Here is a 22,322-nt window from a genome sequence, read left to right as displayed (position 1 = left end):
AGGCAGACCGGACGAAATAGCATCGGTGGTGCTCTGGCATTTGTCCGACGAGGCGTCTTATACCACGGGCGCGATCCCAAAAAGTGGGCGGCGGCCGCTGAAAGAACCGAATGAAAGGAAGCAGGCATGACATATGACGTTGTCGTGATCGGGGGCGGGCCGGGCGGATATGTCTGTGCCATCAAGGCCGCGCAACTGGGACTGAAGACGGCGGTGGTGGAAAAGCGCCCGACCTATGGCGGGACGTGCGTCAATGTCGGTTGCATTCCCTCCAAGGCGTTGCTGCACGCCTCGGAGGCCTTCATGGAGGCCGGGCACGGCCTGGAGGCGCTGGGCGTGGAGGTCGGCAAGCCGAAGCTCAATCTCAAGGCGATGATGGCGCACAAGACCCAGACGGTCGACCAGAACACCAAGGGTCTCGATTTCCTGTTCAAGAAGAACAAGATCGACGGCCTGCGCGGCACCGGCCGGATCCTCGGCGAAGGCAAGCTGGAGGTGACCGACGCCGATGGCGCGACCAGGGAGATCGAGGCGAAGAACATCGTGATCGCCACCGGCTCCGACGTCGCCGGCATTCCCGGTGTCGAGCTGGAGTTCGATGAAAAGACGATCGTGTCGTCGACGGGGGCGCTGACGCTGGAGAAGGTGCCGTCCTCGATGGTGGTGGTCGGCGGCGGCGTGATCGGGCTCGAACTGGGTTCGGTATGGGCGCGCCTCGGCGCCAAAGTCACCGTGGTGGAGTTTCTCGACACCATTCTCGGCGGCATGGACGGCGAGGTCGCCAAGCAGTTCCAGCGCCTGCTCGGCAAGCAGGGCCTCGAGTTCAAGCTCGGCCAGAAGGTGACCGGGGTGAAAAAGGCCAAAAAGGGCGTGACCGTCACCTTCGAACCGGTCAAGGGCGGCGACGCCGCAACGCTTGACGCCGATGTCGTGCTTGTCGCGACCGGGCGCAAGCCGTTCATCGAAGGTCTCGGCTGCGAACAGGCCGGCATCGTGCTCGATGAACGCGGGCGGGTGCGCACGGATGGTCATTTCCGCACGTCTATCCCGGGCATCTACGCGATCGGCGACGTGATCGCCGGCCCGATGCTGGCGCACAAGGCCGAGGACGAAGGCGTGGCAGTTGCCGAAATCATCGCCGGCCAGGCCGGCGATGTGAACTACGACGTCATTCCAAACATCGTTTATACCAGCCCGGAGGTTGCCTCGATCGGCAAGACCGAGGAAGAGCTGAAAAAGGCCGGCGTCGACTACCGGACCGGAAAATTCCCGTTCTCGGCCAATGGACGCGCGCGCGCGATGCTGAAAACCGACGGATTCGTCAAAATCCTCGCCGACAAGAAGACCGATCGCGTACTCGGCGCCCATATTGTCGGGTTCGGGGCCGGGGAACTGATCCATGAAGTCGCGGTTCTGATGGAATTCGGCGGTTCGTCGGAAGACCTGGCCCGCACGTGTCACGGTCATCCGACCATGTCGGAATCGGTCAAGGAAGCAGCGCTCGCCACCTTCGCAAAGCCGATCCATATGTAGGTTTGACGCGGCTTCGGCCTCCGAGACCATGCGCGACAAGGCCTGGCCGGACCCCGACCGGGCTTTTTCGTGCGAGGGCGTGCACGGTGCGCCGATCACGGATGCCCGCGCCGATGTGATCGCCGGTGAGGCGAAACGCCCGTAAGCTCGCCGACGATCAGGAACGCTTTTCCGGGAGTCCGGTTCTTGCTGAGCGACGCACGCCGCACCTTTCTTACCGCGCCGGATCTTGCCGTGCTTCCGCAGCGCATCCGAGACCGGATCCGCGAGCGGGATTGGGCCAACGAGCTCCTGCTGCGGTCGATCCAGCTCGCCGTGATCGTAATTTTCTGCGTGATCTACGCCGTCTCGCCGAAGACGCATCCCGATGGCGCGATGGCGATCGCGCCCTATGTGCTGGCCGCCTATCTCGCGCTGTCGCTGATCGGCATCGTGTGGTGCGTTGTTCGCGAGCCGCCTGACTGGGCGAGTTATGTCTCCATTCTCTTTGATTTTGGCCTGCTCTACGGGCTGATGGTCAGTTTCCACATCCAGTACGAGCAGCCGGCGACCTTCGTCCTCAAGGCGCCGGCACTGCTTTACGTGTTCATTTTCATCGCCATCCGCGCGCTGCGCTTCAACCCGAAATTCGTGCTGTTTTCAGGCTTCGCCGCGATGGTCGGCTGGGCGGCGATCATGGTCTATGTGACACGCATCGATCCCCATGACAGCATGCTGACGCGCTCTTATGTCGACTATCTGACCTCCAATTCGATCCTGATCGGCGCCGAGCTCGACAAGCTTCTGTCGATCTTCCTGGTCACGGTCGTGCTGGCGCTGGCGGTGAACGGGTCGCGCAACTTTCTGGTCACCTCGATGACGGAGGGCATCGCAGCGGCCGAATTCGCGCGTTTCTTCGACGCGCCGGTTGCCCGCACGATCCGCTCCGCCAGTGAAAGGCTGGTGCCGGGCAAGGCCGAGCGTCAGGACGTGACGGTGCTGACCGTCGACATTCGCGGCTTCACCAAAATTGCGGACCGGTGCGATCCGGACACCGTCATGCGCATTCTCGGCGCCTATCAGGGCCGGGTCCTGCCGCTTGTCCATGCTCAGGGCGGCCTCATCGACAAGTTCATTGGGGACGGCATTCTGGCCGTTTTCGGTCTCGGACGGGCCAGTGAGACGTTCGCCGCCGACGGCCTGCGGGCGGCGGAGGCGATCCTGCGCGATGCCAGCGGCTGGTCGCGGGAGCCCGCGTTTTCCGGCCACGACGGCCCGCTGGAGATCGGCATCGGCCTTGCCTCCGGGCTGGTCAGCTGGGGCACGGTCGGGCGCGACGAGCGGCTGGAGATGACGGTGATCGGCGCGCCCGTCAATCTCGCGGCGAAGCTCGAGAAGCTCAACAAGCACCTCAAAAGCGCCTGCATCGTCGATGCGGCGAGTTGGCGGCTGGCGATCGCGCAGGGTTATGACGGGTCGCTGACGGCGGTGTCGCGCCGGGTGGCGGTCGAGGGGATCGACGGCGCGGTCGACGTTATGGAGTTGTCGCTTCCCGAGCCCGACATGGTGCCTGTCCTGGCGGCCGGCGGCATCCGCATATCGCGATAGGTTCGCACGGGCACGATGCGGCTTCACACTTCTTTACAACCACCGGTAAGGCGGGAAACGTTGGCCGCCTAGTCTGATCCCATTGCAGCGACAGTGCTGCCCAACAGAGGATCGGGACCATGCAGGACGACAAGCATCATTTCGACGATTCGATCAACGACGGCGCGCCGCGTTCGCGCGGCTGGATGCGTGGCGCGGTCGTGGGCGGGTTGGCTCTGGCCGCGATCGCCGGCACCGGACTGGTGGCCGCCGCCGCCGGTGGTTTCGGGGCTTCGAACGGCCATATGGGCGGCATGGGCGGCATGGGCGGTTTCATGATGGAACGGCGGATGGGCAACATGCTCGACCAGATCGACGCGACGGACGAGCAGCAGGACAAATTGTGGAAGATCATCGACGCCGCGCGCGCCGAAATGCGGCCGATGTTCCGCGAATTCCGTGACACGCACGCGGATATCGTCAATATCATCAGCGCGCCGACCATCGATCGCGAAGCGGCCGAAAAGCTGCGCAGCGAGAGGGTGCAGGCGATGGACGAGGCCTCGCGCAGGATGACCGCGGCCCTGCTCGACGCCGCCGAGGTGTTGACGCCGGAGCAGCGCGCCAAACTGGCCGAGCATATGAACAAGCGCGGCGGGCGTCATCGCCGCTAACCGGACGGCTCTGGGGCCGGCGGTCGTGGAAGGAGGCCGGGCATGGCGGAACAGGTTCTGATCGTCGACGACGACACCCGCCTGTCCGCCATGCTGGCCGACTACCTGACCGGGAACGGCTTCGCCGTGCGAAGCGCGGCGAGCGCGGCGGAGGGGCTGTCCGACCTGCAAAGGCGGGCGCCCGACGCCGTCATCCTCGACATCATGCTGCCGGACATGGACGGGTTCGAGACCTGTCGGCGCATCCGCGCGGTGTCCGACGTTCCGGTGCTGATGCTGACGGCGAAAGGGGAGGAGACAGACCGCATCGTCGGGCTCGAACTCGGTGCGGACGACTATTTGCCGAAACCGTTCAACCCGCGCGAATTGCTGGCCCGGCTCAAGGCGATCCTGCGCCGGCGCCATGGCGCCGCCGGCAGCGAGCGCGTGCTGCGCTTCGGGCGACTGGAGATCGATCCGGGCTCGCGCGCGGCCAGGCTCGACGGGAGCGAATGCAGGCTGACCAGCCACCAGTTCGACCTTTTGCTGGCGCTGGCGAGGAACGCGGGACGAACCCTGTCGCGCGACCAACTCATGGACATGACGCGCGGCGAGGAACTGGAGGCGTTCGACCGGTCGATCGACGTGCATGTGTCGCGCATCCGCGCCGCGATCGAGGCCGACCCGAAACATCCGCGCCGGCTTATCACCGTGCGCGGCGCCGGATATGTTTTCGCGCGCTATCAGGACGATCTCTAGCTTTCTCGTTGTCTCGATCGGAACCGGCTCATGCGCGGCAGTCTTTTTTTCAAGATATATGTGACCCTGCTGGCAAGCCTGGCCGTGGTGGCGATCGTCGCTGCCGTGGTCGTGCGGATCGGCCTGGACGAGCGCGATACCGGCTGGCGCGCACAGCGCGACCTGTTCGTGGCGGCGATCCTGCCCGCCGACGGCAGGCCGGAAGACATCGCGGCGACGCTAAGACGCCTTTCCGAGACGTTCGACACCGACCTGACCCTGTTCGATCGCTACGGTGTCGTGCTGGCGCGCGCCGGTGCGCCGATCGATGCCAGGGTGCTGGACCGGCGCGGCATGCATGCGCGGCGCGAGGATCACCATGTCTTCGTCATGCGGCTTGCCGACGGCCGCGCGCTGGCCGCGCGCATGGATCGGCCTTTCGGACCTCCCGGCCGCAACCCCATTCCCTATCTGGCGCTGATAGCCGGCGTTATCGGCCTGGCCGCCTATCCGGTCGTGCGGCAGTTGACGCGGCGCCTGGAACGGCTGCGCCACGGGGTCGACGCCTGGGGCGACGGCGCGCTGGTGACGCGCGTCGACGACCGTGGCAGTGACGAGGTTGCCGCGGTGGCGAAAAGCTTCAACCGCGCCGCGGCCCAGATCGAGCATCTGATTACGGCGCACCGCAGCCTGCTCGCCAATGCCAGTCATGAACTGCGTTCGCCGCTCGCCCGGCTGCGCATGGCGATCGACCTCTACGAGCGTGCGCCGACAGAGGCCACAAAGCAGGAGATCATCCGCAACCTGGCCGAGATCGACGAACTGGTCGACGAGATCCTGCTGGCAAGCCGGCTCGACCATCTCGAGCGACTCGACAATCCCCAGACGCTCGATCTCCTCGCGCTCGTGACAGAAGAGGGCGCGCGCCTAAAAATTCCGGTCAGCGGCACGCCCGCGCAGATCACGGGCGATGCGCGGCTGATCACCCGGCTGGTGCGCAATCTGATGCAGAACGCGCTGCGCCACGGCGCCCGCCCGGTGACGGTCGGCGTCGCGCTGACCCCCGATTTCGTCCGGCTGAGCGTCGAGGATCACGGTGGGGGGATCCCGGAGAGCGAAGGCGAGCGGGTGTTCGAGCCGTTCTATCGGCCGGCAGGCCGTGGCGAGACGGCCGGCGGCTGGGGGCTCGGCCTGTCGCTGGTGCGCCAGATCGCCCGCCATCACGGTGCACGCGTTCGGCTCGAAACGCCGGAAGGCGGCGGCGCGCGGTTCGTGGTGGACTTTCCGTATCCGGATGCGCGCTGAGCGGAAACCGGCGCCTGCGTTTGTCGCCCGCCCGCCGTCGGCATTCAGAACCAGTCGGGTTTCATCGTCAGGGTCGTGTCGTCGAGACTGTCAAGCAGCGCGCGCTTGACGCGGGCGGCCGGCAGCTCGTGCACGAAGAAATAGCGGCAGGCGGCAAGCTTGCCGTCGAGGAAGTCCGGGTTGCCTTCGCCGTTTGCGCGTTTGCCTGCCGCGACGACCGCCTGCCTCAACCACATCCAGGCGATGACGACATGGCCGAGCATGTCGAGATAGATCGTGGCGTTGGCGAGCCCCAGGCGCGGGTTCTCCGCGACCGTTCCTGCAAGCCTGCCGGTGGTGGCGACCGTTTCGGAAAGATGGGCGGCCAGCGTCTCGGCGAAACCGGTGAGCCCGTCCAGCCCGTGTGCGATCTTGATGTCGGTCATGATGCGCTCGGCCAGCGTTTTGACGCCGGTCCCGCCGGCTTGCGTGACCTTGCGACCGAGGAGATCCATAGCCTGGATGCCGTGCGTACCCTCATGGATCGGATTGAGCCGATTGTCGCGATAAAGCCGCTCGACGGGATAGTCGCGCGTATAGCCGTAGCCGCCCAGCACCTGGATGGCGTGCTTGTTGGCCTCCAGGCAGTATTCGGACGGCCAGGATTTCACCAGCGGCGTCAACAGGTCGAGCAGGCGTTCGTCTTCGCGGCGTGCCTCCCCGTCCTGTACCACGCGGATACGATCGACCAGGTCGGCCGCATAAAGGGCGAGTGAGAGCCCCCCCTCTACCGCCGCCTTCTGCGCCAGAAGCAGGCGCTTGACGTCGGCATGCCCGATGATGGCCACCGGTTGGCTTGCCGGGTCCTTGCTGTCGGGATGGCGTCCCTGCGGGCGTTCGCGGGCGTAGGCGAGAGAGGCCCGGTATCCCGCCGCCGCAAGCGCCACCGCGCCGAGGCCAACGCCGATCCGCGCCTCGTTCATCATCTGGAACATGTAGGCGAGGCCGCGATGCGGCTCGCCGAGAAGACAGCCGATCGCGGGTTCATCCTCGCCGAAATGAAGCAGGGTGTTGGTGGTGCCGCGATATCCCATCTTGTGATTGAGGCCGGCCAAGACGACGCCGTTGCGTTCTGCGGGTTCGCCGTTTGGCCCGAGACGGTATTTGGGCACGATGAACAAGGATATGCCTTTCACGCCGGGCGGCGCGCCATCGATGCGGGCGAGAACCATGTGGACGATATTGTCGGCTATCTCGTGGTCGCCGCCCGAAATCCACATCTTGCGGCCGGCAATCCGGTACTCGCCGTCGCCCGCCGGCACAGCACTGGTGGTGATATCGCTGAGCGAGGAGCCGGCCTGCGGTTCGGACAGGCACATCGTGCCGAAGAAACGGCCCTCGACCATCGGGCGCAGGAACAGCTCCTTTTGCGTTGGGCTACCGAAACTGGCGACAAGATTGGCGGCGCCGGCGGTCAGGAAGGGATAACCCGACGTGCCGACATTGGCCATCATGAACATGAACGCTGCCGCCTGCCGGACCGTTTCCGGCATCTGCATGCCGCCCCATTCGTGGTCGAAGGCGGCGCCGAAGAAGCCGGCCTCGCGATAATGCCGCAACGCTTCGCCCACCGCGTCATCCATCTTCACCTTGCCGTCGACGAATGCAGGTTCGTTTGCGTCGAGCAGCGCCGCGTGCGGCAGGAAATGGTCGATCGCGATCCGTTCGGCCGTGTCGAGAACGCCGTCGATCGCGGCCCGGTCATAGTCCGCAAAACGCGCATGTGCGGCAAGCCGTGCGCTGTCGAGCAGATCGTGCAGTTGAAAGGCAAGGTCGGTCCGGTCGATGGTGATCATGCAACGAATGACGTCATTTTGCGTTTCGCATTCAACAGACCGATCGACCCCCGCCCGTGGGGGCCTCAAGCGCACCGCAGTGGCGCTGATCCAGGCCCGCCGCGAAAGCGTAGAACGTGGCGCATGCCATCGCAAGCGGAGGGTCGAATGCACAGGCATATCGCGAATGACAGCATGGTGCGGGCGGCGATGAAGGCGCCCTATCTCCAGCGCGACCGGGAACACGCGCTCACGGTTCGCTGGAAGGAACGTCAGGATCAGGAGGCATTGCACGAGGTCGTTCTGGCGCATATGCGTCTGGTCATCTCGATGGCCGCCAAGTTTCGCCGCTACGGATTGCCGATGAGCGAACTGGTCCAGGAAGGCCATGTCGGGCTGCTCGAGGCGGCCGCGCGCTTCGACCCCGACCGTGGCGTGCGCTTCTCGACCTATGCGACGTGGTGGATACGCGCCTCTATCCAGGACTATATCCTGCGCAACTGGTCGATCGTACGCAGCGGCACGAGTTCCTCGCAAAAATCTCTGTTCTTCGGTCTCAGGCGATTGCGCGCCAGGCTTGCGCGCATGGAGCCGGGTGTGCCCGACAGGGTGCTGTTCGACCGGATCGCAAACGCGGTCGGCGTGTCGGCGGCCGACGTCGCGCTGATGGATGCACGGCTGTCCGCGCCGGACCAGTCCCTAAATGCGCCGATTGGCGAGCGGGAAGACGGGCCGGGTGGTGAACGACAGGATTTTCTGGTTTCGGACGCGCCTTTGCCGGACCAGACGGTCGGCGGCATGATCGACGGCGAGCGTCACAGCCGCTGGCTTCGCGAGGCGATGGAGGCTTTGGACCCGCGCGAGCGCGAGATCATCGAACGGCGGCGCCTGCACGAGAGCGGCGCGACGCTGGAAAGCCTTGGCGACAGGCTTGGAGTGTCCAAGGAACGGGTGCGCCAGATCGAAAACCGCGCCCTGGCGAAGCTGAAGTCGGTACTGCTTGAGCGCTATCCGGACGCAGCGCCGTTCGTAAGGTGAGCGCGGCGGCGCTCCCGCCTTGGTGCGGTACGGGAGAACTCAGCGGTCGGTGACAATCTTTACCCGGTCGCCTGCCGAGATGCCGGCTCCGGGCGGCATGGCATTCAACAACCGGAACATTTCCAGCGCGCGGCCCAGGCCGCTCATGCGCGCGGCAAGCGAACCCGCCGTCTCGCCAGGCTGAACCGTCACCACCCGCACGCGCAGCGGCTTGAGGTTGCGCCGTTCGGACGCGCTGAGAATCCGGAAACTGCCGGCCACGGTGTTGGCCGTCGGCATCAGCGCGCTGCTTGCCTGCGGCGCGGCCGTCAGCAGGCGGTAGGCCTGGTCGCCGGCGCGAAAAACCGCGATGTGGAACTGCCAGCCCTCCGCGCGCGCGCGCGCGGTCGCGGCCTGGCTGCCATTGATTGTGGTGGAACGGATGCTGTTGGCATCGAGACCGGTGACCCAGCCCGATTTCAGATAGTCTTCCAGCGACACGCCGCGCTTGAGCGTCACGCCGTCGAAACGGATGGCGACATCGCCGGGACCGGCGGCGGTGACGGCGGTGGCCGAGTTGTCGATCACGAACCCGTCGGGGACCGCGAAGGCGATGCCAAGCCGCGGATGCAGGAAATTGTTGCCGCGCACGAAACCCTCTTCCGGCGTGTCGCCGAACAGCATGCCGTCGATCCCGTTCAGGAAAGAATCGCGATCGCGGCCGTTGGCGCCCGATTGCGCGTGGCGCTGCGCATGGCCGCGTGCCAGGTCGATGCGCTGCGGCGCGTTGGGGTGCGAGGCGAGGAAGTCGAGACTGGCGTCGGTGGCGCCGCTTATGCTGCGGAAATCGGAATAGGAGGCCATCGACTGGAGAAAGCGCGCCGCCGCGTAAGGGTCGTAACCGGCCTCGGCGATCATGCCGATGCCGATCTTGTCGGCCTCCAATTCCTGGTTGCGCGAAAATTGCGCCAAGCGCAGCTTGCCGCGCACCAGCGCGGCCTTGGCTACCTGGCTGCCGCCGAGCACGTCGCTGACGACCTTGGAGGCCAGCAGTTCCTCGGCTTCCTTTTGTTGGCGTTGCAGGCCGTGATTGGCGGTGACGTGGCCCATTTCGTGTGCGATGACGGCGGCCAGCTCGGCCGAATCATTGGCGAGCGCCAGCAGGCCGCGGGTCACGTATAGGAACCCTCCGGGCAGGGCGAAGGCATTGACGTTGGGCGAATTCAGGATGGTGATCTGGTAGGTCTGCTCGGGATTGTCTGAAACCAGAGTCAGGCTGCCGACCACCTTGGCGACCATGCGCTCCAGCTTGGGATCGGAATACTCGCCGCCATAGGTTGCCAGGATGCGCGGATGCTGGGCGCGCGCCAGCTCGACCATGCGGTCGTTGCGCGTCACCGTGTCGACGGTCACCGGATTGGTGGACGGCACGAAAGCCTGTTCGCTTATGGCGCCGTCCAGGCTCTGGCACGCGCCAACCCACAGCGCGAGCGCAAGCACGCCGGCAAGGCGGCGCGCCAAGCGGCCGGGAAACACTAATTCGTGCCCCGCAAGGGTTGGCTGAGTTGTCGTGGACAGAACGCTTCCTTTCCTGGCCTCGCGACGTGTGGCGCGTCCGATCGCCACCGGTTTCGGCCATGCGCGATGATCAACGATAGCACGCATGCCTTTATTGCAACGCCACAGATGTGGCGTACAATTTTGGCGGCTTGCGGGCAACTTTCCGTTACCGGGACCGAAATTCGTCAATTATGACCGTGCGTCGCCGAGATATCGCCCCAGCGCGGCGCCGCCCTTGTGTGAGAACATGTGGTCCGTGGCCCCGGTTTCAACCACCTGTCCATTTTCGAGGAAGGCGAGATGCGGCGCGATGGCGCGCGCGTCGTCGGGATTGTGGGTCACCATGACCACCGTCATGCCGGTTTTTCGCTGAAGGTCGGCCACGATCGCGAGCATGTCCTGGCGCAGGGCCGGTCCCAGCGAGGCGAAGGGCTCGTCGAGCAGCAGCACCGGGCGATTGCGAACGAAAACCCGGGCGAGCGCGACGCGCTGCCGTTCGCCGCCCGACAATTCGCGCGGCAGCCGCTTCTCCTTGCCGGCGAGGCCCACCAGGGCAAGGGCGTCGGCCACGTCGGCACGGTCGGACGCGGTGAGGCGCAGATTGGGCGCGCGGCCGAGCCCGACATTCGCGGCGACGTCGAGATGGGCGAACAGGTTGTTTTCCTGAAACACCATCGTGACCGGCCGCGCGGCCGGCGACAAGGGCGCGATATCGCGGCCGCCGATCAGGATGCGGCCTGAACGCGGTGTCTCGAAGCCGGCAATTAACGACAAAAGCGTCGACTTGCCCGATCCGCTGGGACCCATCAGCGCCATGATCTGTCCGGCGGGCACGGTCAGGTCGAAGACCATCTCGGTACCGCCGGGATAGGCGAAGCCCACCCGGTCGAGAACGATGTCGGCGGATGGTCCGGTGGCGGGGCCGGTCATGACGAGGTCCTCCCGCGCTGGTCGACCAGCAGCATCAGAGCAAAACACAAGACCGCAAGCACCAGTGCGAGCCCGGCCGCGTCGGCGGTACGGTAACTGCCGAGCCGCGCAAACAGCAGATAGGGCAATGTCTGCACCTGGTCGCTGCCAAACAGCGCAATCACGCCGAGGTCGCCGAGCGACAGGGCCATGGCGAAGGCGAACGCGGTCAGGAATGGACGCCTGAGCGCCGGCCAATCGATCAGCCGCAACCGGGTGAAGCCGGTGATGCCCAGACTGGCGCAGAGTCGGTCGTGGCGTTCGGCCGCCGCATCGTGGGCCGGGCGCAACGCCCTGAGCGCAAACGGCATCGCCATCACCGCATTGACGGTGATCACCATGATCGGAGCGATGGCGAAGGCGTCGGCGAAATGGCGCAACAATATGAACCAGCCCGCGCCCAGGACGATCGGGGGCACGACGAGCACCAGGCCGGCGCCCTGGTCCATGGCGCGTTCGGCGAGCGAGGCCGGGCTTGCCGCGCGCGCGCCTGCCAGCGCGTGGCGCGTCCTGACGAGCGCGTAAGTCAGCATCAGGCATAAGGTTGCCGCGCAGACCGCCAGGATGAGGCTGGTCGCGGCGGCCCGATGAACGGCGGCCTCGCCGGCCAGGCGCGGCAGGTCGGCCCGCAGCCCGGCGACCAGAACAGCCGCCAGCGGCGCGGCGACATAGGTTGCGGCGAGCACGATCAGGCATAGATTTGCAAGGCGCTCGCCGGTTCCGGGCGCCGAAAAGCGCCGCGCCGACACGGAGGGGTTGGCCTCGGCAGTCAGGTCCGCGCCGAGGCGAAAAAGCAAATAGAGGGCAAATCCGGTCAGGGCGAGTTGCAACCCGGTCAGGACCAGCGCGCGCGCGGGATCGAAATCGAAGCGCAGCGCCTGGTAGATCGCCACTTCGAGCGTGGTCGCGGCCGGCCCGCCGCCGAGCACGAGGACGATGGTGAAGGAGGTCACGCACAGCATGAAGACGATGCCGGCCACGCCGCCGAGGCTGGCGCGGATCGCCGGCCATTCGATGAAGCGAAAACGGGCGCGGGCGTTCATGCCGAGTTGGCTGGCCAGGCGCCACTGATCGGCCGGTACGGTGTCGAGCGCCTGCAACAGGAAACGCGTGGCAAGCGGCAGGTTGAAGAAGGTGTGGGCGACCAGGATACCGGCGAGACCGTAGATGCCCGGCCAGCGGCCGCCGCCCAGCGCGGCATAAAGATCGGCGATCAGGCCCGAACGGCCGAACAGCGCCAGAATGCCGAGAGCGGCGACCAGCGGCGGCAGGGCGAGCGGCAGCGCGAACAGCCGCAGCACCAGGGTGCGGCCGGGAAAATTCGGGTGACCCGCCAGCGCCCGCGCCACGAAGATCGCCGGCACGACCGACAGCACGGTCGACAGCAGGGCTTGCCACAGCGTGAAGCGCACAACGCGCAGCAGATAGGCGTCGGGCGCGACGATAAGCGCCTGCGGCGCGCGCATCGCCTCCAACAGCAGGCCGGCGCCCGCACCCGCCACGAGCAGTGCGATGAAGGCGAGCGCGGCGAAGCCGGCCCGGGGAGGGCCGGCGGTCATCAGCGGCTCATGACGGCCAGCCATTCGTCGACCCACGCGTCGCGGTTTTCGGCGACCTCCTCGGGGCTGAACAGCAGGCTCTCTTGCGGCTGAACCAGCTTGTCGAAGGCCGGATCGAGCGGCTTATCGGTTTTTCCGGCCGGAAACATCCAGTTGGTCTCGGGGATGACATCCTGGAAGGCGGGTCCGGTCATGAAGGAAAGAAACGCACGCGCGAGCGGGTTTTCCGCTCCCTTGCGGGTCAGGCCGGCGATCTCGATCTGCAGATAATGGCCTTCGGCGAACGCCGCCGCCCGGTAGCGGTCGGTGTCCTCGGCGATCATGTGATAGGCGGGCGAGGTCGTGTAGGACAGCACCATCGGCGCTTCGCCGCTGGTGAACAGCCCATAGGCCTCGCTCCAGCCGGGCGTCACGGTCAGGACGCGGTCGGAGAGCTTCTCCCAGGCCGCGGCGGCGTCTTCGCCATAGACCGACTTCACCCACAACAGCAGGCCGAGGCCTGGTGTGGAGGTGCGCGGATCCTGGATGACGATCTTGTCCTCGCTGTCGCCCTCGACCAGGGCCTTCAGGCTGGCTGGCGGGTTCTGGATCGCTTCGCCGTCATAGACAATGGCGAAATAGCCGTAATCATACGGCACGAAAACCTCGTCGGCCCAGCCGCCGGGAACCGAGACGTTGCCGGTGTCGATCCCGTGCGGGGCAAACAGGCCGGTCTGCTTGGCGTCGACGACGAGATTGGTATCGAGCCCGAGCACGATATCGGCCTTGCCGGCATCGCCTTCCAGGCGCAGCCGGTTGAGAAGCGCGACGCCGTCCGCGACCGAGACGAATTCCAGATCGCAGGCGCATTCGGCCTCGAAAGCCTTTTCCACCAGCGGGCCGGGGCCCCATTCGGCGGTAAAGCTGTCATAAGTGTAGACGGTGACCTTGTCCTTGACGTCCTGCGCGACCGCAGGCTGGACGAGCAGCATGGCCGCCAGGCCGGTCGTTAAAATCGTCGTTGGTCCCAGTGCGCGCATGAGCGCCTCCTCTCGTTGGTGTTGAAAGGGAAATCAGGCGCTTTGCAAGGAGCGTCTAATCCCTCCGCCGGTACAAACCGGATCAGGTTCGGCGGGTTGGCCGGGACGGACCCGAATGCCTCTCAGCCGCGGCAAACCTGCCGTGGCACCCCGTTAGAGCACCGGTTTCATAAGACGTTGCGCGGACCCATGCAAGCCAGCCGACAACACCGTGCCGTCGATTGCTGACCTGGCGAACGCTCTTGTTGACGACCTGGGCTTCCTCTCGGCTCCGGTCCTTGATACTGGGGCTCGGCATGAGCAGATTTGCCATTCTTCTCGGCGGCGACGTGGTCCGCACGCCGCGTCTCGACGCCAAGCTTGCCGGTGCGCGGGTGATCGCAGCCGATTCCGGCATGCGCCACGCGGCCCCGCTCGGGGTCGTGCCGGAATTGTGGGTCGGCGATTTCGATTCGGTCTCGCAAGCCGAGATCGCCCGGCACGGCACGGTCGCGCGCGAGGTCTTTCCGCCGGACAAGGACCAGACCGACGGCGAACTCGCCATCGAGGCGGCGCTGGCCAGGGGGGCGAGCGGGCTCGCTCTGGTGGGCGCGTTCGGCGGTCCGCGCGCCGACCATGCCTTTTTGCACATGTCTGCGGCGATCAGGCTGGCCGAACGCGGCGTGGCGACCATGCTTACAAGCGGCGTTGAGGAGGGCCATCCGCTCCTGGCCGGGACGGACACGCATTACGACTACGCGCCCGGCACGCTGTTTAGCGTTCTCGCGTTTTCGGCCTTGTCCGGCCTGAGCGTTGAGGGCGCGAAATGGCCGCTCGACAATGTCGAGATCGCGTTCGGGTCCTCTCTGACATTGTCGAACGAGGTGGCCGGGCGGCTGCATCTGTCTCTCGACACGGGGCGCGCGATGCTGCTTGCCCATCCGCAACCGGGAAAGGCGGACTGACCGCTCATGGCTCCACCGCTGCTGCGCCTCGACGCCATTCGTCTTACATTCGGCGGCACGCCACTTCTCGACGATGTGACGCTTTCGGTCGCGCCGGGCGAAAAGATCGCGCTTGTCGGACGCAATGGATCGGGCAAGTCAACCTTGTTGAAGATCGCGGCCGGACTGGTCGAACCGCAGGACGGCGAGGTGTTTCGTCATCCCGCCGTGACGGTCCGCTATCTGCCGCAGGCGCCGGATTTCGAAGGGTTTTCCACCGTCGAGGCCTATGTCGAGGCCGGGCTCGGTCCGGCGGACGATGCGTATCGCGCGACCTATCTGATCGAGAGTCTTGAGCTTGAGGCGGATGCGGATCCGCATCGACTTTCAGGCGGCGAGGCGCGCCGGGCGGCGCTTGCCCGGGTCCTCGCCCCCGAGCCGGACATTCTCCTGCTCGACGAACCGACCAACCATCTCGACCTGTCGACGATCGAGTGGCTGGAAGACGAGCTGTCGCGGACAAGCTCCGCGCTCGTGGTGATTTCGCACGACCGGCGTTTCCTGGAGACGGTGACACGCGCGACCGTGTGGCTCGACCGCGGATCGGCGCGGCGCCTCGACAAGGGGTTCGCCCATTTCGAGGCCTGGCGCGACACGCTCCTGGAGGAGGAGGAGCGTGAGCAGCACAAGCTCGGCCGCCAGATCGTGCGCGAGGAACATTGGCTGCGCTACGGCGTGACCGCGCGGCGCAAGCGCAATGTGCGCCGTCTCGGTGAACTGACCACGCTGCGCGAGCGGTTTCGCAGTCATCGCGGCGCGGAGGGCGCGGCCAAGCTTGTCGCCAGCGACGCTGCGGACTCGGGCAAGCTCGTCATCGAGGCCAAGGCGATCGCCAAGCGCTTCGACGGTCCGCCCGTGGTCGATGATTTCTCGATCCGTATCCAGCGCGGCGATCGGATCGGCCTGGTCGGCCCGAACGGTGCCGGCAAGACCACGCTTTTGAAGATGCTGATCGGGGCGCTTGCGCCCGACAGCGGTACCGTCCGGCTCGGCGCGAACCTGGAGATCGCCACGCTCGACCAGCGGCGCGACGCGCTCGACCCCAACGAAACCCTGGCGCATTTCCTGACCGACGGGCGCGGCGATACGGTGTCGGTCAATGGCGAGGAACGCCATGTCGTTTCCTACATGAAGGACTTCCTGTTCACGCCGGAACAGGCGCGCACACCGGTGCGGGAATTATCGGGCGGCGAAAAGGCGCGACTGATCCTGGCCCGGCTTCTGGCGCGGCAGGCCAATCTTCTGGTGCTCGACGAGCCGACCAACGATCTCGACATGGAGACGCTCGACCTGTTGCAGGAACTCGTCGCCGGCTTTCCCGGCACGGTGATCCTGGTCTCGCACGATCGCGACTTCCTCGACCGCACGGTGACCAGCACGATCGCCCCGGAGGGAGGCGGCCGCTGGGTCGCCTATGCCGGCGGCTATAGCGACATGCTTGCCCAGCGCGGCAGCGCGCGCTTTGCGCTTGGGGGCGGCGACAAGAAAGGCGGGACCAAGCCGGACGGCGCCCCGTCGTCATCGGTCGCATCGGCCGCGCGACCGCAACCAGCCAGACAGCCGGCCCGGAAACTGTCCTACAAGCAGAAATTCGCGCTCGAGACCTTGCCGGGCAAGATCGATCAGGCCGAAGCTGAGATCGAAAAACTGGAGGCCCGGCTGGCAGACCCGGAGTTTTACGTGCGCGATCCCGACGGTTTTGCCAAAATTGCCGCCAGGCTGGACGGCAAGAAGGCGGAACTGGCCGCCATGGAGGAGGAATGGCTGGAACTGGAGATGCTGCGCGAGACGGTCGAGCAGGGGTAGGACCGGTGCGCGGGTCGGCCTCCGCGGTGACCTTGCGGCCGCCGCGACCGGGCGAGGCCGGCTTGCTGACGACCGTGTGCCTGCGATCCAAGGCGCATTGGGGCTATGACCGGGCGTTCATGGAGGCCTGCCGCGCGGAACTCACGCTGGCGGAGGCCGATCTCGACCGGGGCCGGCTGCGGGTCGCCCAGCGCGACGGCGCGATCGTCGGCGTGGCCGAGATCGCGCTGGCCGATGACGAGGCCAGCCTGGAAAAACTGTTCGTCGTTCCCGAGGCGATGGGCTGCGGCGTGGGAGGCATGCTTTTGGAATGGGCGGTGGCGACGTGCCGGCACGGCGGCGCCCTGCGCATGGTCATCGAGGCCGACCCCGATGCGGCAGCCTTCTACCGCAAATATGGCGCGCGCGACGCCGGCCGGTCGCCCTCCGGCTCGATCCCCGGCCGTTTCCTGCCGTGCCTGGTACTTGACCTCTAACCGTGCCGCGGGTGGCTTTTCTCGAAAGCGGCCTTCTGGTCGGCGGAAGCCTCGGTCTGGTGTTTTGCGCGCCATTCCTCGTAGGGCATGCCGTAGACGATCTCGCGTGCGTCCTCCTTCGACAGCGTGACGCCATCGGCCTCGGCCGCGTCTCGGTACCAGTTGGACAGGCAGTTGCGGCAGAATCCGGCCAGGTTCATCAGGTCGATATTCTGCACGTCGGGCCGCGCGCGCAGATGATCGCGCAAGCTACGGAATGCGGCGGCCTCGAAATCGCGCTGCTGTTCCGGCGTCAATTTTTTCATGTGCTCGCTCCCTGTGAGGCCGGACCGGTTCGCGAACCGAACTGTTTCACCTGATGGATATCGTCCCGGCGATCGACCGCGTCAAGGATCGGCGCCAGCCGCTCGGCCCAGCGCGCCGCGCCGACCTCGGTCGCGATCAGGTCCTGGCGCAGCTCTATCAGTATATGGGCGTAGCCGTTGACGATTGCATGGCGGAACATGGTGTCGCCGCGCAACGCGCCGTCGTAAGGCTCGTTGTCGCCCACCACGAGGTCGGGATCGGCGCGCAGCGCCTCCAGTACCGGTTTGACCGCGCGGTCGTCGCTGTCCCACAAAATGCCGACATGCCAGGGCCGGCGCCGACCCTGCATGGCGGGAGTAAAGGAATGGATGGAGATGATGAACGGCGCCCGGCCGCTCGCCGCGGCGACCGAGGCCGTCATGGCCGCGACGGCGTCGTGGTAGGGACGGTAGAACCGGTCGAGCCGGCGCGCGCGTTCTTGCGCGCTGATCGGATAATTGCCGGTTATGACGGTGCCGTCATAGAGCTGGCGAATCAGTGTCGGGTCGTCCTCGCCGCGATTGGGGTCGATCAGCAGCCGCGAGAATCCGGCCAGAACGGCCGGCGCTCCGATCAGGGCGGCAAGGCGCCGCGTCACCCATTCCACGCCGATATCGTAGGCGATGTGGCGTTCGAATTCGGCGGCGGGAAGACCGAGATTTCCATATTCGTCAGGCACCGCGTTGCGGGCGTGGTCGCCGATCAGGACGATACCGCGCTCGCGGGCGCCGTCCACGATCTCGACAGGGGAAAAGAGGGCGGTGCGGGTCATGGGCGTAGCAAACCGAAAAGCAGGAACCTGTCCGATTGACCGAATGGAAGAGGCGGTGCATGTCCTTTCACGACCGATGGCGGATGGCAATGCCGTTGTTTCGACACTGTTGTGGCTGATGCCAAAGGCGATCGTGCGGCCGCGGATCGGGCAATCGCGGCGGGGCCGCGTTGACACGGGCCTGCAGTTTTCCGAAAAGGAGGAACGGACCATGTTTCGTTCACGGGTGAGGGACAGCGTTATGGATTTTGCAGGCGTTCGATCTGCAGTCCGCTGCGTCAGCGTGTCGCTCCCCGTTCTGGTTTTCCTTTTTCTCGCGGGCACCACGCAGTCGGCCAGAGCCGATTTCCGCGTCTGTAACGCTACGCAGAACCTCGTCGGCGTGGCCATCGGCTATCGCGCCAGCGCGGGCTGGATCACCGAGGGCTGGTGGCATATCGAGGGTTCGACCTGCAAGACGCTGATCGAGGGCCGCCTGTCGTCACGGTACTATTATCTTTATGCGGAAGATGCCGAACGCGGCGGGCGCTGGGACGGGCCGGTCAACATGTGCATCGCCGACAAGGAATTCAAAATCGTCGGTGTGCGCGACTGCATCCCGCGCGGTTTCCAGCGGGCCGGGTTCCAGGAATATGATACAGGTCAGCAGGCGAGCTGGATGGTCCAGCTCACCGACGAACCGGCAACCGACGGGACGGCCGCCGTCACGGGAACGGGAAATCAATGAAACGCAGCCGTAAGGTCCGGATCCTCGCGACACTCGGGCCGGCCTCGTCCGAAGAGGCCATGATCCGCAAGCTCTATGAAGCGGGTGCCGATGTCTTCCGCATCAATATGAGCCATGCCGACCATCCGCTGATGCGCACGCTCGTGGAGCGTATCCGGACGGTCGAAAAGGCGGTCGGCCGGCCGATCGGCATTCTGGCGGACCTGCAGGGACCGAAATTGCGGGTTGGCAAGTTCGCCGACGGCGCGGTCGAGCTGGAAGTCGGCCAGACCTTCACCTTCGACGACAATCCCGAGCCGGGCGATTCGAGCCGTGTCGAGCTGCCGCATCCGGAAATCCTGCGCTCCGTCAAGAAGGGCGACAGGCTGCTGATCGATGACGGGAGGTTGCAGCTCAAGGCGGTCGGCACGACGGGGACCGCGATCAAGGCCGAAGTTGTCGCCGGCACGAAGATATCCGACCGCAAGGGGGTCAGCCTGCCCGACACCGACCTGCCCGTTGGAGCGCTGACCGACAAGGATCGCCGCGACCTCGACGCCGTGCTTCACGCGGGCGTCGACTGGATCGCGCTGTCCTTCATCCAGCGACCGGAGGATCTGGCCGAGGTGCGCAAGGTGGCGCGGGGACGCGCGGCACTGATGTCGAAGATCGAAAAACCGCAAGCGGTGGCGCGGCTTTCCGAGATTATCGAGCTTTCGGACGCGCTGATGGTGGCGCGCGGCGATCTCGGCGTGGAAATGCCGATCGAGGCGGTGCCCGGCATCCAGAAGCAGCTCACCCGCGCCGCGCGGCGCGCCGGCAAGCCGGTGGTGGTCGCCACGCAAATGCTGGAATCGATGATTTCAGCCCCGGCACCGACCCGGGCGGAAGTGTCGGACGTCGCCACCGCGGTCTTCGAGGGCGCGGACGCCATCATGCTTTCGGCCGAATCGGCGGCCGGCGACTATCCCGTCGAGGCGGTGGGCATGATGAACGCGATCGCCGAACAGGTCGAGAAGGATCCGACCTATGCCGGCATTGTCCATGCCCAGCGCGCCGAGCCGGAAGCCACCGGCGCGGATGCGATCTCGCTGGCCGCGCGCCAGATTGCCGAAACGCTGAAACTGTCGGCGATCGTGTGCTACACCTCGTCGGGCACGACGGGTCTGCGCGCGGCGCGCGAGCGGCCGCAAGTGCCGATCATCGCGCTGTCGCCGGTGGTCGAGACGGCACGTCGCCTGTCGCTCGTGTGGGGCACGCATTGCGTGGTCACGCCGGACGCGACCGATCTCGACGACATGGTCGACCGCGCCTGCCGGATCGCCTTTTCCGAAGGCTTCTGCCGCCCCGGCGACCGTATCATCGTCACCGCCGGCGTGCCGCTTAGGACGCCGGGCGCCACCAATATGCTCAGGATCGCCTATATCGGCTCGGACGGGCTGAGCGGCATCTGATCCGCACGGGCAGGCGTTCGTCTCTTACCGGGATGCGGCGCTCGTAGACGGTTTTTCGTCGGGACAATTCTCGATCGGGCCGAACGCGTCGCCGGCGATGCGGGCTTCGACCTGGCGCGCGACCGCGGCGAGGTCGCGGTTGAGGCCGGCGACGGTTTCGATCGCCGCCACGGTGAGATCGGGCGCGGTCCAGTCCGGTTTGTGACCGAGATTGTCGATCCACACCGCCTCCGCGCCGGGAATGTCGCGCGCAAGCCCGACGGAATGGATCTCCTCGAAGACGACGGTGTCGCGCCTGCCCGAGATCACCACGGTCGGAGTATCGATCTCGCCGTAGCGGGGGGCCACCCGCGTGACATAGTCGTAAAGGCCGGCGACATCCTGCGCATTGGCGCGAAAGGTAGCCGGCCGCAGGACAAGACCGATGCCGGCCTTTTGGGCATAGTCGTCCGGGACGCGATTGGGGGCGAAAACGCAGGCGGTCGCGGCCGTCATGCGCAGGACGCCGCCCGGAAGCGCGAGCGTTTCGGAAAACAAATAGCCGATCAGCGGGGTGGCGGTCAGTTCGTAATACCAGGCGGTTCCGGCGCCGGGCCATGGATGCGACACCGCCGCCAGAAACACCAGCCCGGCCGTCTTTCGCGGATGATCGAGGGCGAAGGTGGCGGCAACCGCGCCGCCGAAGGAATGGCCGACCACGATCGCCCTGCCGAACCCGAGCTGGTCCATCAGCGCCGCGATGGTTTTCGCCTGGCCGGCCGGCGTGGCGTTTTCCGCCGGCCCGCGCGCCGACCAGCCGTGACCGGGGCGGTCGACGAACAGCATCTCGGCCCGCCCCTCCAGAAGCCCGCGCAGGGGCAGCATCGTGTCACGCAGATTGCCACTGGCGCCGTGGATAAAAACCACCGGCGGGAGCGATGCATCGGCGGCGGGCACATGGACGAAATGCATGCGGGTGTCGTTAACGGTGGCGAAGCTTCCCGACGGCGGATTTTTTCTCTCCGTCATCCATACGCCGATGCGCGTGACGCCGGCGGCGACCAGAACAAGGGCAAGCAGGAAGGCGCAGAACGCGTAGACGAGGTTCATCGCTGGCAGGGTTCACCACTGGTGTGGAGGGATTGCCTTGTCGGCGGGGGCGGGCAAGGCCGGGCGTCGGTCAAATGCCTTCGCCGGCCAGGTCTTCGGTCAAGGTGACGACCTCGTTCTGGGCGTTGCGCATCATCGGGTAGATCGCCAGCACGCGTTCATAGGCGCGCAGCGCGAGTTTCTTGCGCCCGGTCGCCTTGAGGATCGCGCCCATGCCGGACAGGGCGCCGAAATGGCGTGGCTCCAGATTGAGGGTGCGCTCGATATCGGCCATCGATTTGGAATAGCTGTCCATCATGTAGTGGACGGTCGCCCGCCTGTTCCAGCCTTCGGCATAGCCGGGCTCGAGCGTGACGATCTGGTCGAGGAAATCGAGTGCGACGGCGAAATCCTGCTTGCGCGTCGCCTCGCTCGACCATTGAAGCAGAAGATCCACCGTGGCGCTGCCCGATTTCATCCATTCGTCCCAGATGCGCTGGGCGATGCGTTCGGCGGCCTTTTCGTTGCGTTCGCGCTTAAGGTCAAAAAACAGCGTGTCGAGCCGCGAGGCCTTATCGAGCGGCGCGGGCTCAGGCTCAGTCGCCGCGGCCGGGACGACGAGCAGCAATATGGCGCCCAGGAAAAGGGGTCGAAGGAATCGAAAAACGTTCCGCATGGCCGAGAATCTAGCTCTCGGCGGCGGAACGTCAAACTGAAAATACCGTGATGAGGTCACGGCGCGCCACGGAGACCGACGGCCGCGGCGCACTGCGCCGGGTCCGTCGCGACGGGGCATCTGTCCGAAAGCCGGCTTGCGCCCTTCCGGTTCGATGCCTCGGCCTCAGCCCTGACGCGCCTTGAAGCGCGGATTGGACTTGTTGATGATGTAAATCCGGCCCTTGCGGCGAACCATCCGGTTGTCGCGGTGACGGGATTTCAACGCCTTGAGCGAATTCTTGATCTTCATTGTTCCGGTCCG

General features: G+C 66.0%; 21 protein-coding genes and 1 riboswitch. Of the genes, 11 read left to right on the top strand and 10 right to left on the bottom strand.

The window, feature by feature from the left end:
• Window positions 1–126: 126 nt before the first annotated feature.
• The 5 genes from lpdA to ACT2B0_RS18255 all read left to right on the top strand — a co-directional run bounded on the left by lpdA (window position 127) and on the right by ACT2B0_RS18255 (window position 5,795).
• Complete coding sequence (lpdA, locus tag ACT2B0_RS18275) at window positions 127–1,533, top strand: dihydrolipoyl dehydrogenase (protein WP_473459755.1); 1,407 nt, start codon at window positions 127–129, stop codon at window positions 1,531–1,533.
• A gap of 186 nt (window positions 1,534–1,719) precedes the next feature.
• Window positions 1,720–3,120 (top strand): adenylate/guanylate cyclase domain-containing protein, encoded by a 1,401-nt coding sequence (locus tag ACT2B0_RS18270; protein WP_473459754.1) that lies wholly within the window; start codon window positions 1,720–1,722, stop codon window positions 3,118–3,120.
• Window positions 3,121–3,239: 119 nt separating this feature from the next.
• Window positions 3,240–3,773 carry a Spy/CpxP family protein refolding chaperone gene (locus ACT2B0_RS18265; RefSeq protein ID WP_473459753.1) on the top strand — a complete coding sequence of 178 codons (534 nt, stop codon included), beginning with the start codon at window positions 3,240–3,242 and terminating at the stop codon, window positions 3,771–3,773.
• A gap of 42 nt (window positions 3,774–3,815) precedes the next feature.
• Window positions 3,816–4,511, top strand: coding sequence for a response regulator (locus ACT2B0_RS18260; protein WP_473459752.1), 696 nt, complete (start codon window positions 3,816–3,818; stop codon window positions 4,509–4,511).
• A 30-nt stretch (window positions 4,512–4,541) separates the two neighbouring features.
• On the top strand, window positions 4,542–5,795 hold the full coding sequence (locus tag ACT2B0_RS18255; protein ID WP_473459751.1) for a sensor histidine kinase: 1,254 nt from the start codon (window positions 4,542–4,544) through the stop codon (window positions 5,793–5,795).
• Window positions 5,796–5,839: 44 nt separating this feature from the next.
• Here ACT2B0_RS18255 and ACT2B0_RS18250 read toward each other — a convergent pair whose 3' ends face one another.
• Entirely contained in the window at window positions 5,840–7,630 is a 1,791-nt protein-coding gene (locus ACT2B0_RS18250) for an acyl-CoA dehydrogenase family protein (RefSeq protein WP_473459750.1), read from the bottom strand.
• 147 nt (window positions 7,631–7,777) lie between these two features.
• Between ACT2B0_RS18250 and ACT2B0_RS18245 the strand changes: the two genes are divergently transcribed.
• Window positions 7,778–8,647, top strand: a complete 870-nt coding sequence (locus ACT2B0_RS18245; RefSeq protein ID WP_473459749.1) for an RNA polymerase factor sigma-32 — start codon at window positions 7,778–7,780, stop codon at window positions 8,645–8,647.
• 39 nt (window positions 8,648–8,686) lie between these two features.
• On the opposite strand, the gene ACT2B0_RS18240 is transcribed toward ACT2B0_RS18245, so the two are convergent.
• The 4 genes from ACT2B0_RS18240 to thiB all read right to left on the bottom strand — a co-directional run bounded on the left by ACT2B0_RS18240 (window position 8,687) and on the right by thiB (window position 13,685).
• The gene (locus ACT2B0_RS18240) at window positions 8,687–10,291 is read right to left on the bottom strand and encodes a M48 family metalloprotease (protein ID WP_473459748.1); all 1,605 of its coding nucleotides are present in this window, start codon (window positions 10,289–10,291) and stop codon (window positions 8,687–8,689) included.
• Between the two features lie 84 nt (window positions 10,292–10,375).
• Window positions 10,376–11,116 carry a thiamine ABC transporter ATP-binding protein gene (gene thiQ, locus ACT2B0_RS18235; protein WP_473459747.1) on the bottom strand — a complete coding sequence of 247 codons (741 nt, stop codon included), beginning with the start codon at window positions 11,114–11,116 and terminating at the stop codon, window positions 10,376–10,378.
• Window positions 11,113–12,714: a thiamine/thiamine pyrophosphate ABC transporter permease gene (thiP, locus tag ACT2B0_RS18230; RefSeq protein WP_473459746.1), complete on the bottom strand. Its 1,602-nt coding sequence runs from the start codon at window positions 12,712–12,714 to the stop codon at window positions 11,113–11,115. The genes thiQ and thiP overlap by 4 nt, the downstream gene beginning before the upstream one ends.
• Window positions 12,714–13,685, bottom strand: coding sequence for a thiamine ABC transporter substrate binding subunit (gene thiB / locus ACT2B0_RS18225; protein ID WP_473466079.1), 972 nt, complete (start codon window positions 13,683–13,685; stop codon window positions 12,714–12,716). The genes thiP and thiB overlap by 1 nt, the downstream gene beginning before the upstream one ends.
• 90 nt (window positions 13,686–13,775) lie before the next feature.
• A riboswitch (TPP riboswitch) is annotated at window positions 13,776–13,896 on the bottom strand.
• 133 nt (window positions 13,897–14,029) lie between these two features.
• On the opposite strand from thiB, the gene ACT2B0_RS18220 reads away from it, so the two are divergent.
• The 3 genes from ACT2B0_RS18220 to ACT2B0_RS18210 all read left to right on the top strand — a co-directional run bounded on the left by ACT2B0_RS18220 (window position 14,030) and on the right by ACT2B0_RS18210 (window position 16,998).
• Window positions 14,030–14,677, top strand: a complete 648-nt coding sequence (locus ACT2B0_RS18220; RefSeq protein ID WP_473459745.1) for a thiamine diphosphokinase — start codon at window positions 14,030–14,032, stop codon at window positions 14,675–14,677.
• A gap of 6 nt (window positions 14,678–14,683) precedes the next feature.
• Window positions 14,684–16,522, top strand: a complete 1,839-nt coding sequence (locus ACT2B0_RS18215) for an ABC-F family ATP-binding cassette domain-containing protein (RefSeq protein WP_473459744.1) — start codon at window positions 14,684–14,686, stop codon at window positions 16,520–16,522.
• Window positions 16,523–16,584: 62 nt separating this feature from the next.
• Window positions 16,585–16,998, top strand: a complete 414-nt coding sequence (locus ACT2B0_RS18210) for a GNAT family N-acetyltransferase (protein ID WP_473459743.1) — start codon at window positions 16,585–16,587, stop codon at window positions 16,996–16,998.
• Here ACT2B0_RS18210 and ACT2B0_RS18205 read toward each other — a convergent pair.
• Together ACT2B0_RS18205 and ACT2B0_RS18200 are read right to left on the bottom strand one after the other, a co-directional pair.
• Window positions 16,995–17,303, bottom strand: a complete 309-nt coding sequence (locus ACT2B0_RS18205; RefSeq protein WP_473459742.1) for a DUF1244 domain-containing protein — start codon at window positions 17,301–17,303, stop codon at window positions 16,995–16,997. The two genes, ACT2B0_RS18210 and ACT2B0_RS18205, sit on opposite strands and share 4 nt — an antisense overlap.
• Entirely contained in the window at window positions 17,300–18,115 is an 816-nt protein-coding gene (locus tag ACT2B0_RS18200; protein ID WP_473459741.1) for an N-formylglutamate amidohydrolase, read from the bottom strand. Before ACT2B0_RS18200 ends, ACT2B0_RS18205 begins: the two co-directional genes overlap by 4 nt.
• A gap of 283 nt (window positions 18,116–18,398) precedes the next feature.
• On the opposite strand from ACT2B0_RS18200, the gene ACT2B0_RS18195 reads away from it, so the two are divergent.
• Together ACT2B0_RS18195 and pyk are read left to right on the top strand one after the other, a co-directional pair.
• Entirely contained in the window at window positions 18,399–18,842 is a 444-nt protein-coding gene (locus tag ACT2B0_RS18195; RefSeq protein ID WP_473466078.1) for a DUF1036 domain-containing protein, read from the top strand.
• Window positions 18,839–20,275 (top strand): pyruvate kinase, encoded by a 1,437-nt coding sequence (pyk, locus tag ACT2B0_RS18190; RefSeq protein WP_473459740.1) that lies wholly within the window; start codon window positions 18,839–18,841, stop codon window positions 20,273–20,275. Before ACT2B0_RS18195 ends, pyk begins: the two co-directional genes overlap by 4 nt.
• Before the next feature lie 24 nt (window positions 20,276–20,299).
• Here the strand turns inward: pyk and ACT2B0_RS18185 are convergent, their stop codons facing one another.
• The 3 genes from ACT2B0_RS18185 to ykgO all read right to left on the bottom strand — a co-directional run bounded on the left by ACT2B0_RS18185 (window position 20,300) and on the right by ykgO (window position 22,310).
• Window positions 20,300–21,364, bottom strand: coding sequence for an alpha/beta fold hydrolase (locus ACT2B0_RS18185; RefSeq protein ID WP_473459739.1), 1,065 nt, complete (start codon window positions 21,362–21,364; stop codon window positions 20,300–20,302).
• A 70-nt stretch (window positions 21,365–21,434) separates the two neighbouring features.
• Window positions 21,435–22,019, bottom strand: a complete 585-nt coding sequence (locus ACT2B0_RS18180; protein ID WP_473459738.1) for a tetratricopeptide repeat protein — start codon at window positions 22,017–22,019, stop codon at window positions 21,435–21,437.
• A 165-nt stretch (window positions 22,020–22,184) separates the two neighbouring features.
• On the bottom strand, window positions 22,185–22,310 hold the full coding sequence (gene ykgO, locus ACT2B0_RS18175) for a type B 50S ribosomal protein L36 (protein WP_156711340.1): 126 nt from the start codon (window positions 22,308–22,310) through the stop codon (window positions 22,185–22,187).
• Window positions 22,311–22,322: the final 12 nt, after the last annotated feature.

The organism is Nitratireductor sp. J20-h4, from assembly GCF_056780505.1.
The sequence above is the reverse complement of the archived record's forward strand: the minus strand, read 5'-3'. Positions and strand labels throughout refer to the sequence as shown.

Coding starts and splice junctions, on each gene's coding strand:
- lpdA (WP_473459755.1), top strand. CDS start 127: ATGACATATGACGTTGTCGTGATCGGGGGCGGGCCGGGCGGATATGTC.
- ACT2B0_RS18265 (WP_473459753.1), top strand. CDS start 3,240: ATGCAGGACGACAAGCATCATTTCGACGATTCGATCAACGACGGCGCG.
- ACT2B0_RS18260 (WP_473459752.1), top strand. CDS start 3,816: ATGGCGGAACAGGTTCTGATCGTCGACGACGACACCCGCCTGTCCGCC.
- ACT2B0_RS18255 (WP_473459751.1), top strand. CDS start 4,542: ATGCGCGGCAGTCTTTTTTTCAAGATATATGTGACCCTGCTGGCAAGC.
- ACT2B0_RS18250 (WP_473459750.1), bottom strand. CDS start 7,630: ATGATCACCATCGACCGGACCGACCTTGCCTTTCAACTGCACGATCTG.
- ACT2B0_RS18245 (WP_473459749.1), top strand. CDS start 7,778: ATGCACAGGCATATCGCGAATGACAGCATGGTGCGGGCGGCGATGAAG.
- ACT2B0_RS18240 (WP_473459748.1), bottom strand. CDS start 10,291: ATGCGTGCTATCGTTGATCATCGCGCATGGCCGAAACCGGTGGCGATC.
- thiQ (WP_473459747.1), bottom strand. CDS start 11,116: ATGACCGGCCCCGCCACCGGACCATCCGCCGACATCGTTCTCGACCGG.
- thiP (WP_473459746.1), bottom strand. CDS start 12,714: ATGACCGCCGGCCCTCCCCGGGCCGGCTTCGCCGCGCTCGCCTTCATC.
- thiB (WP_473466079.1), bottom strand. CDS start 13,685: ATGCTGCTCGTCCAGCCTGCGGTCGCGCAGGACGTCAAGGACAAGGTC.
- ACT2B0_RS18220 (WP_473459745.1), top strand. CDS start 14,030: ATGAGCAGATTTGCCATTCTTCTCGGCGGCGACGTGGTCCGCACGCCG.
- ACT2B0_RS18215 (WP_473459744.1), top strand. CDS start 14,684: ATGGCTCCACCGCTGCTGCGCCTCGACGCCATTCGTCTTACATTCGGC.
- ACT2B0_RS18205 (WP_473459742.1), bottom strand. CDS start 17,303: ATGAAAAAATTGACGCCGGAACAGCAGCGCGATTTCGAGGCCGCCGCA.
- ACT2B0_RS18200 (WP_473459741.1), bottom strand. CDS start 18,115: ATGACCCGCACCGCCCTCTTTTCCCCTGTCGAGATCGTGGACGGCGCC.
- pyk (WP_473459740.1), top strand. CDS start 18,839: ATGAAACGCAGCCGTAAGGTCCGGATCCTCGCGACACTCGGGCCGGCC.
- ACT2B0_RS18185 (WP_473459739.1), bottom strand. CDS start 21,364: ATGAACCTCGTCTACGCGTTCTGCGCCTTCCTGCTTGCCCTTGTTCTG.
- ACT2B0_RS18180 (WP_473459738.1), bottom strand. CDS start 22,019: ATGCGGAACGTTTTTCGATTCCTTCGACCCCTTTTCCTGGGCGCCATA.
- ykgO (WP_156711340.1), bottom strand. CDS start 22,310: ATGAAGATCAAGAATTCGCTCAAGGCGTTGAAATCCCGTCACCGCGAC.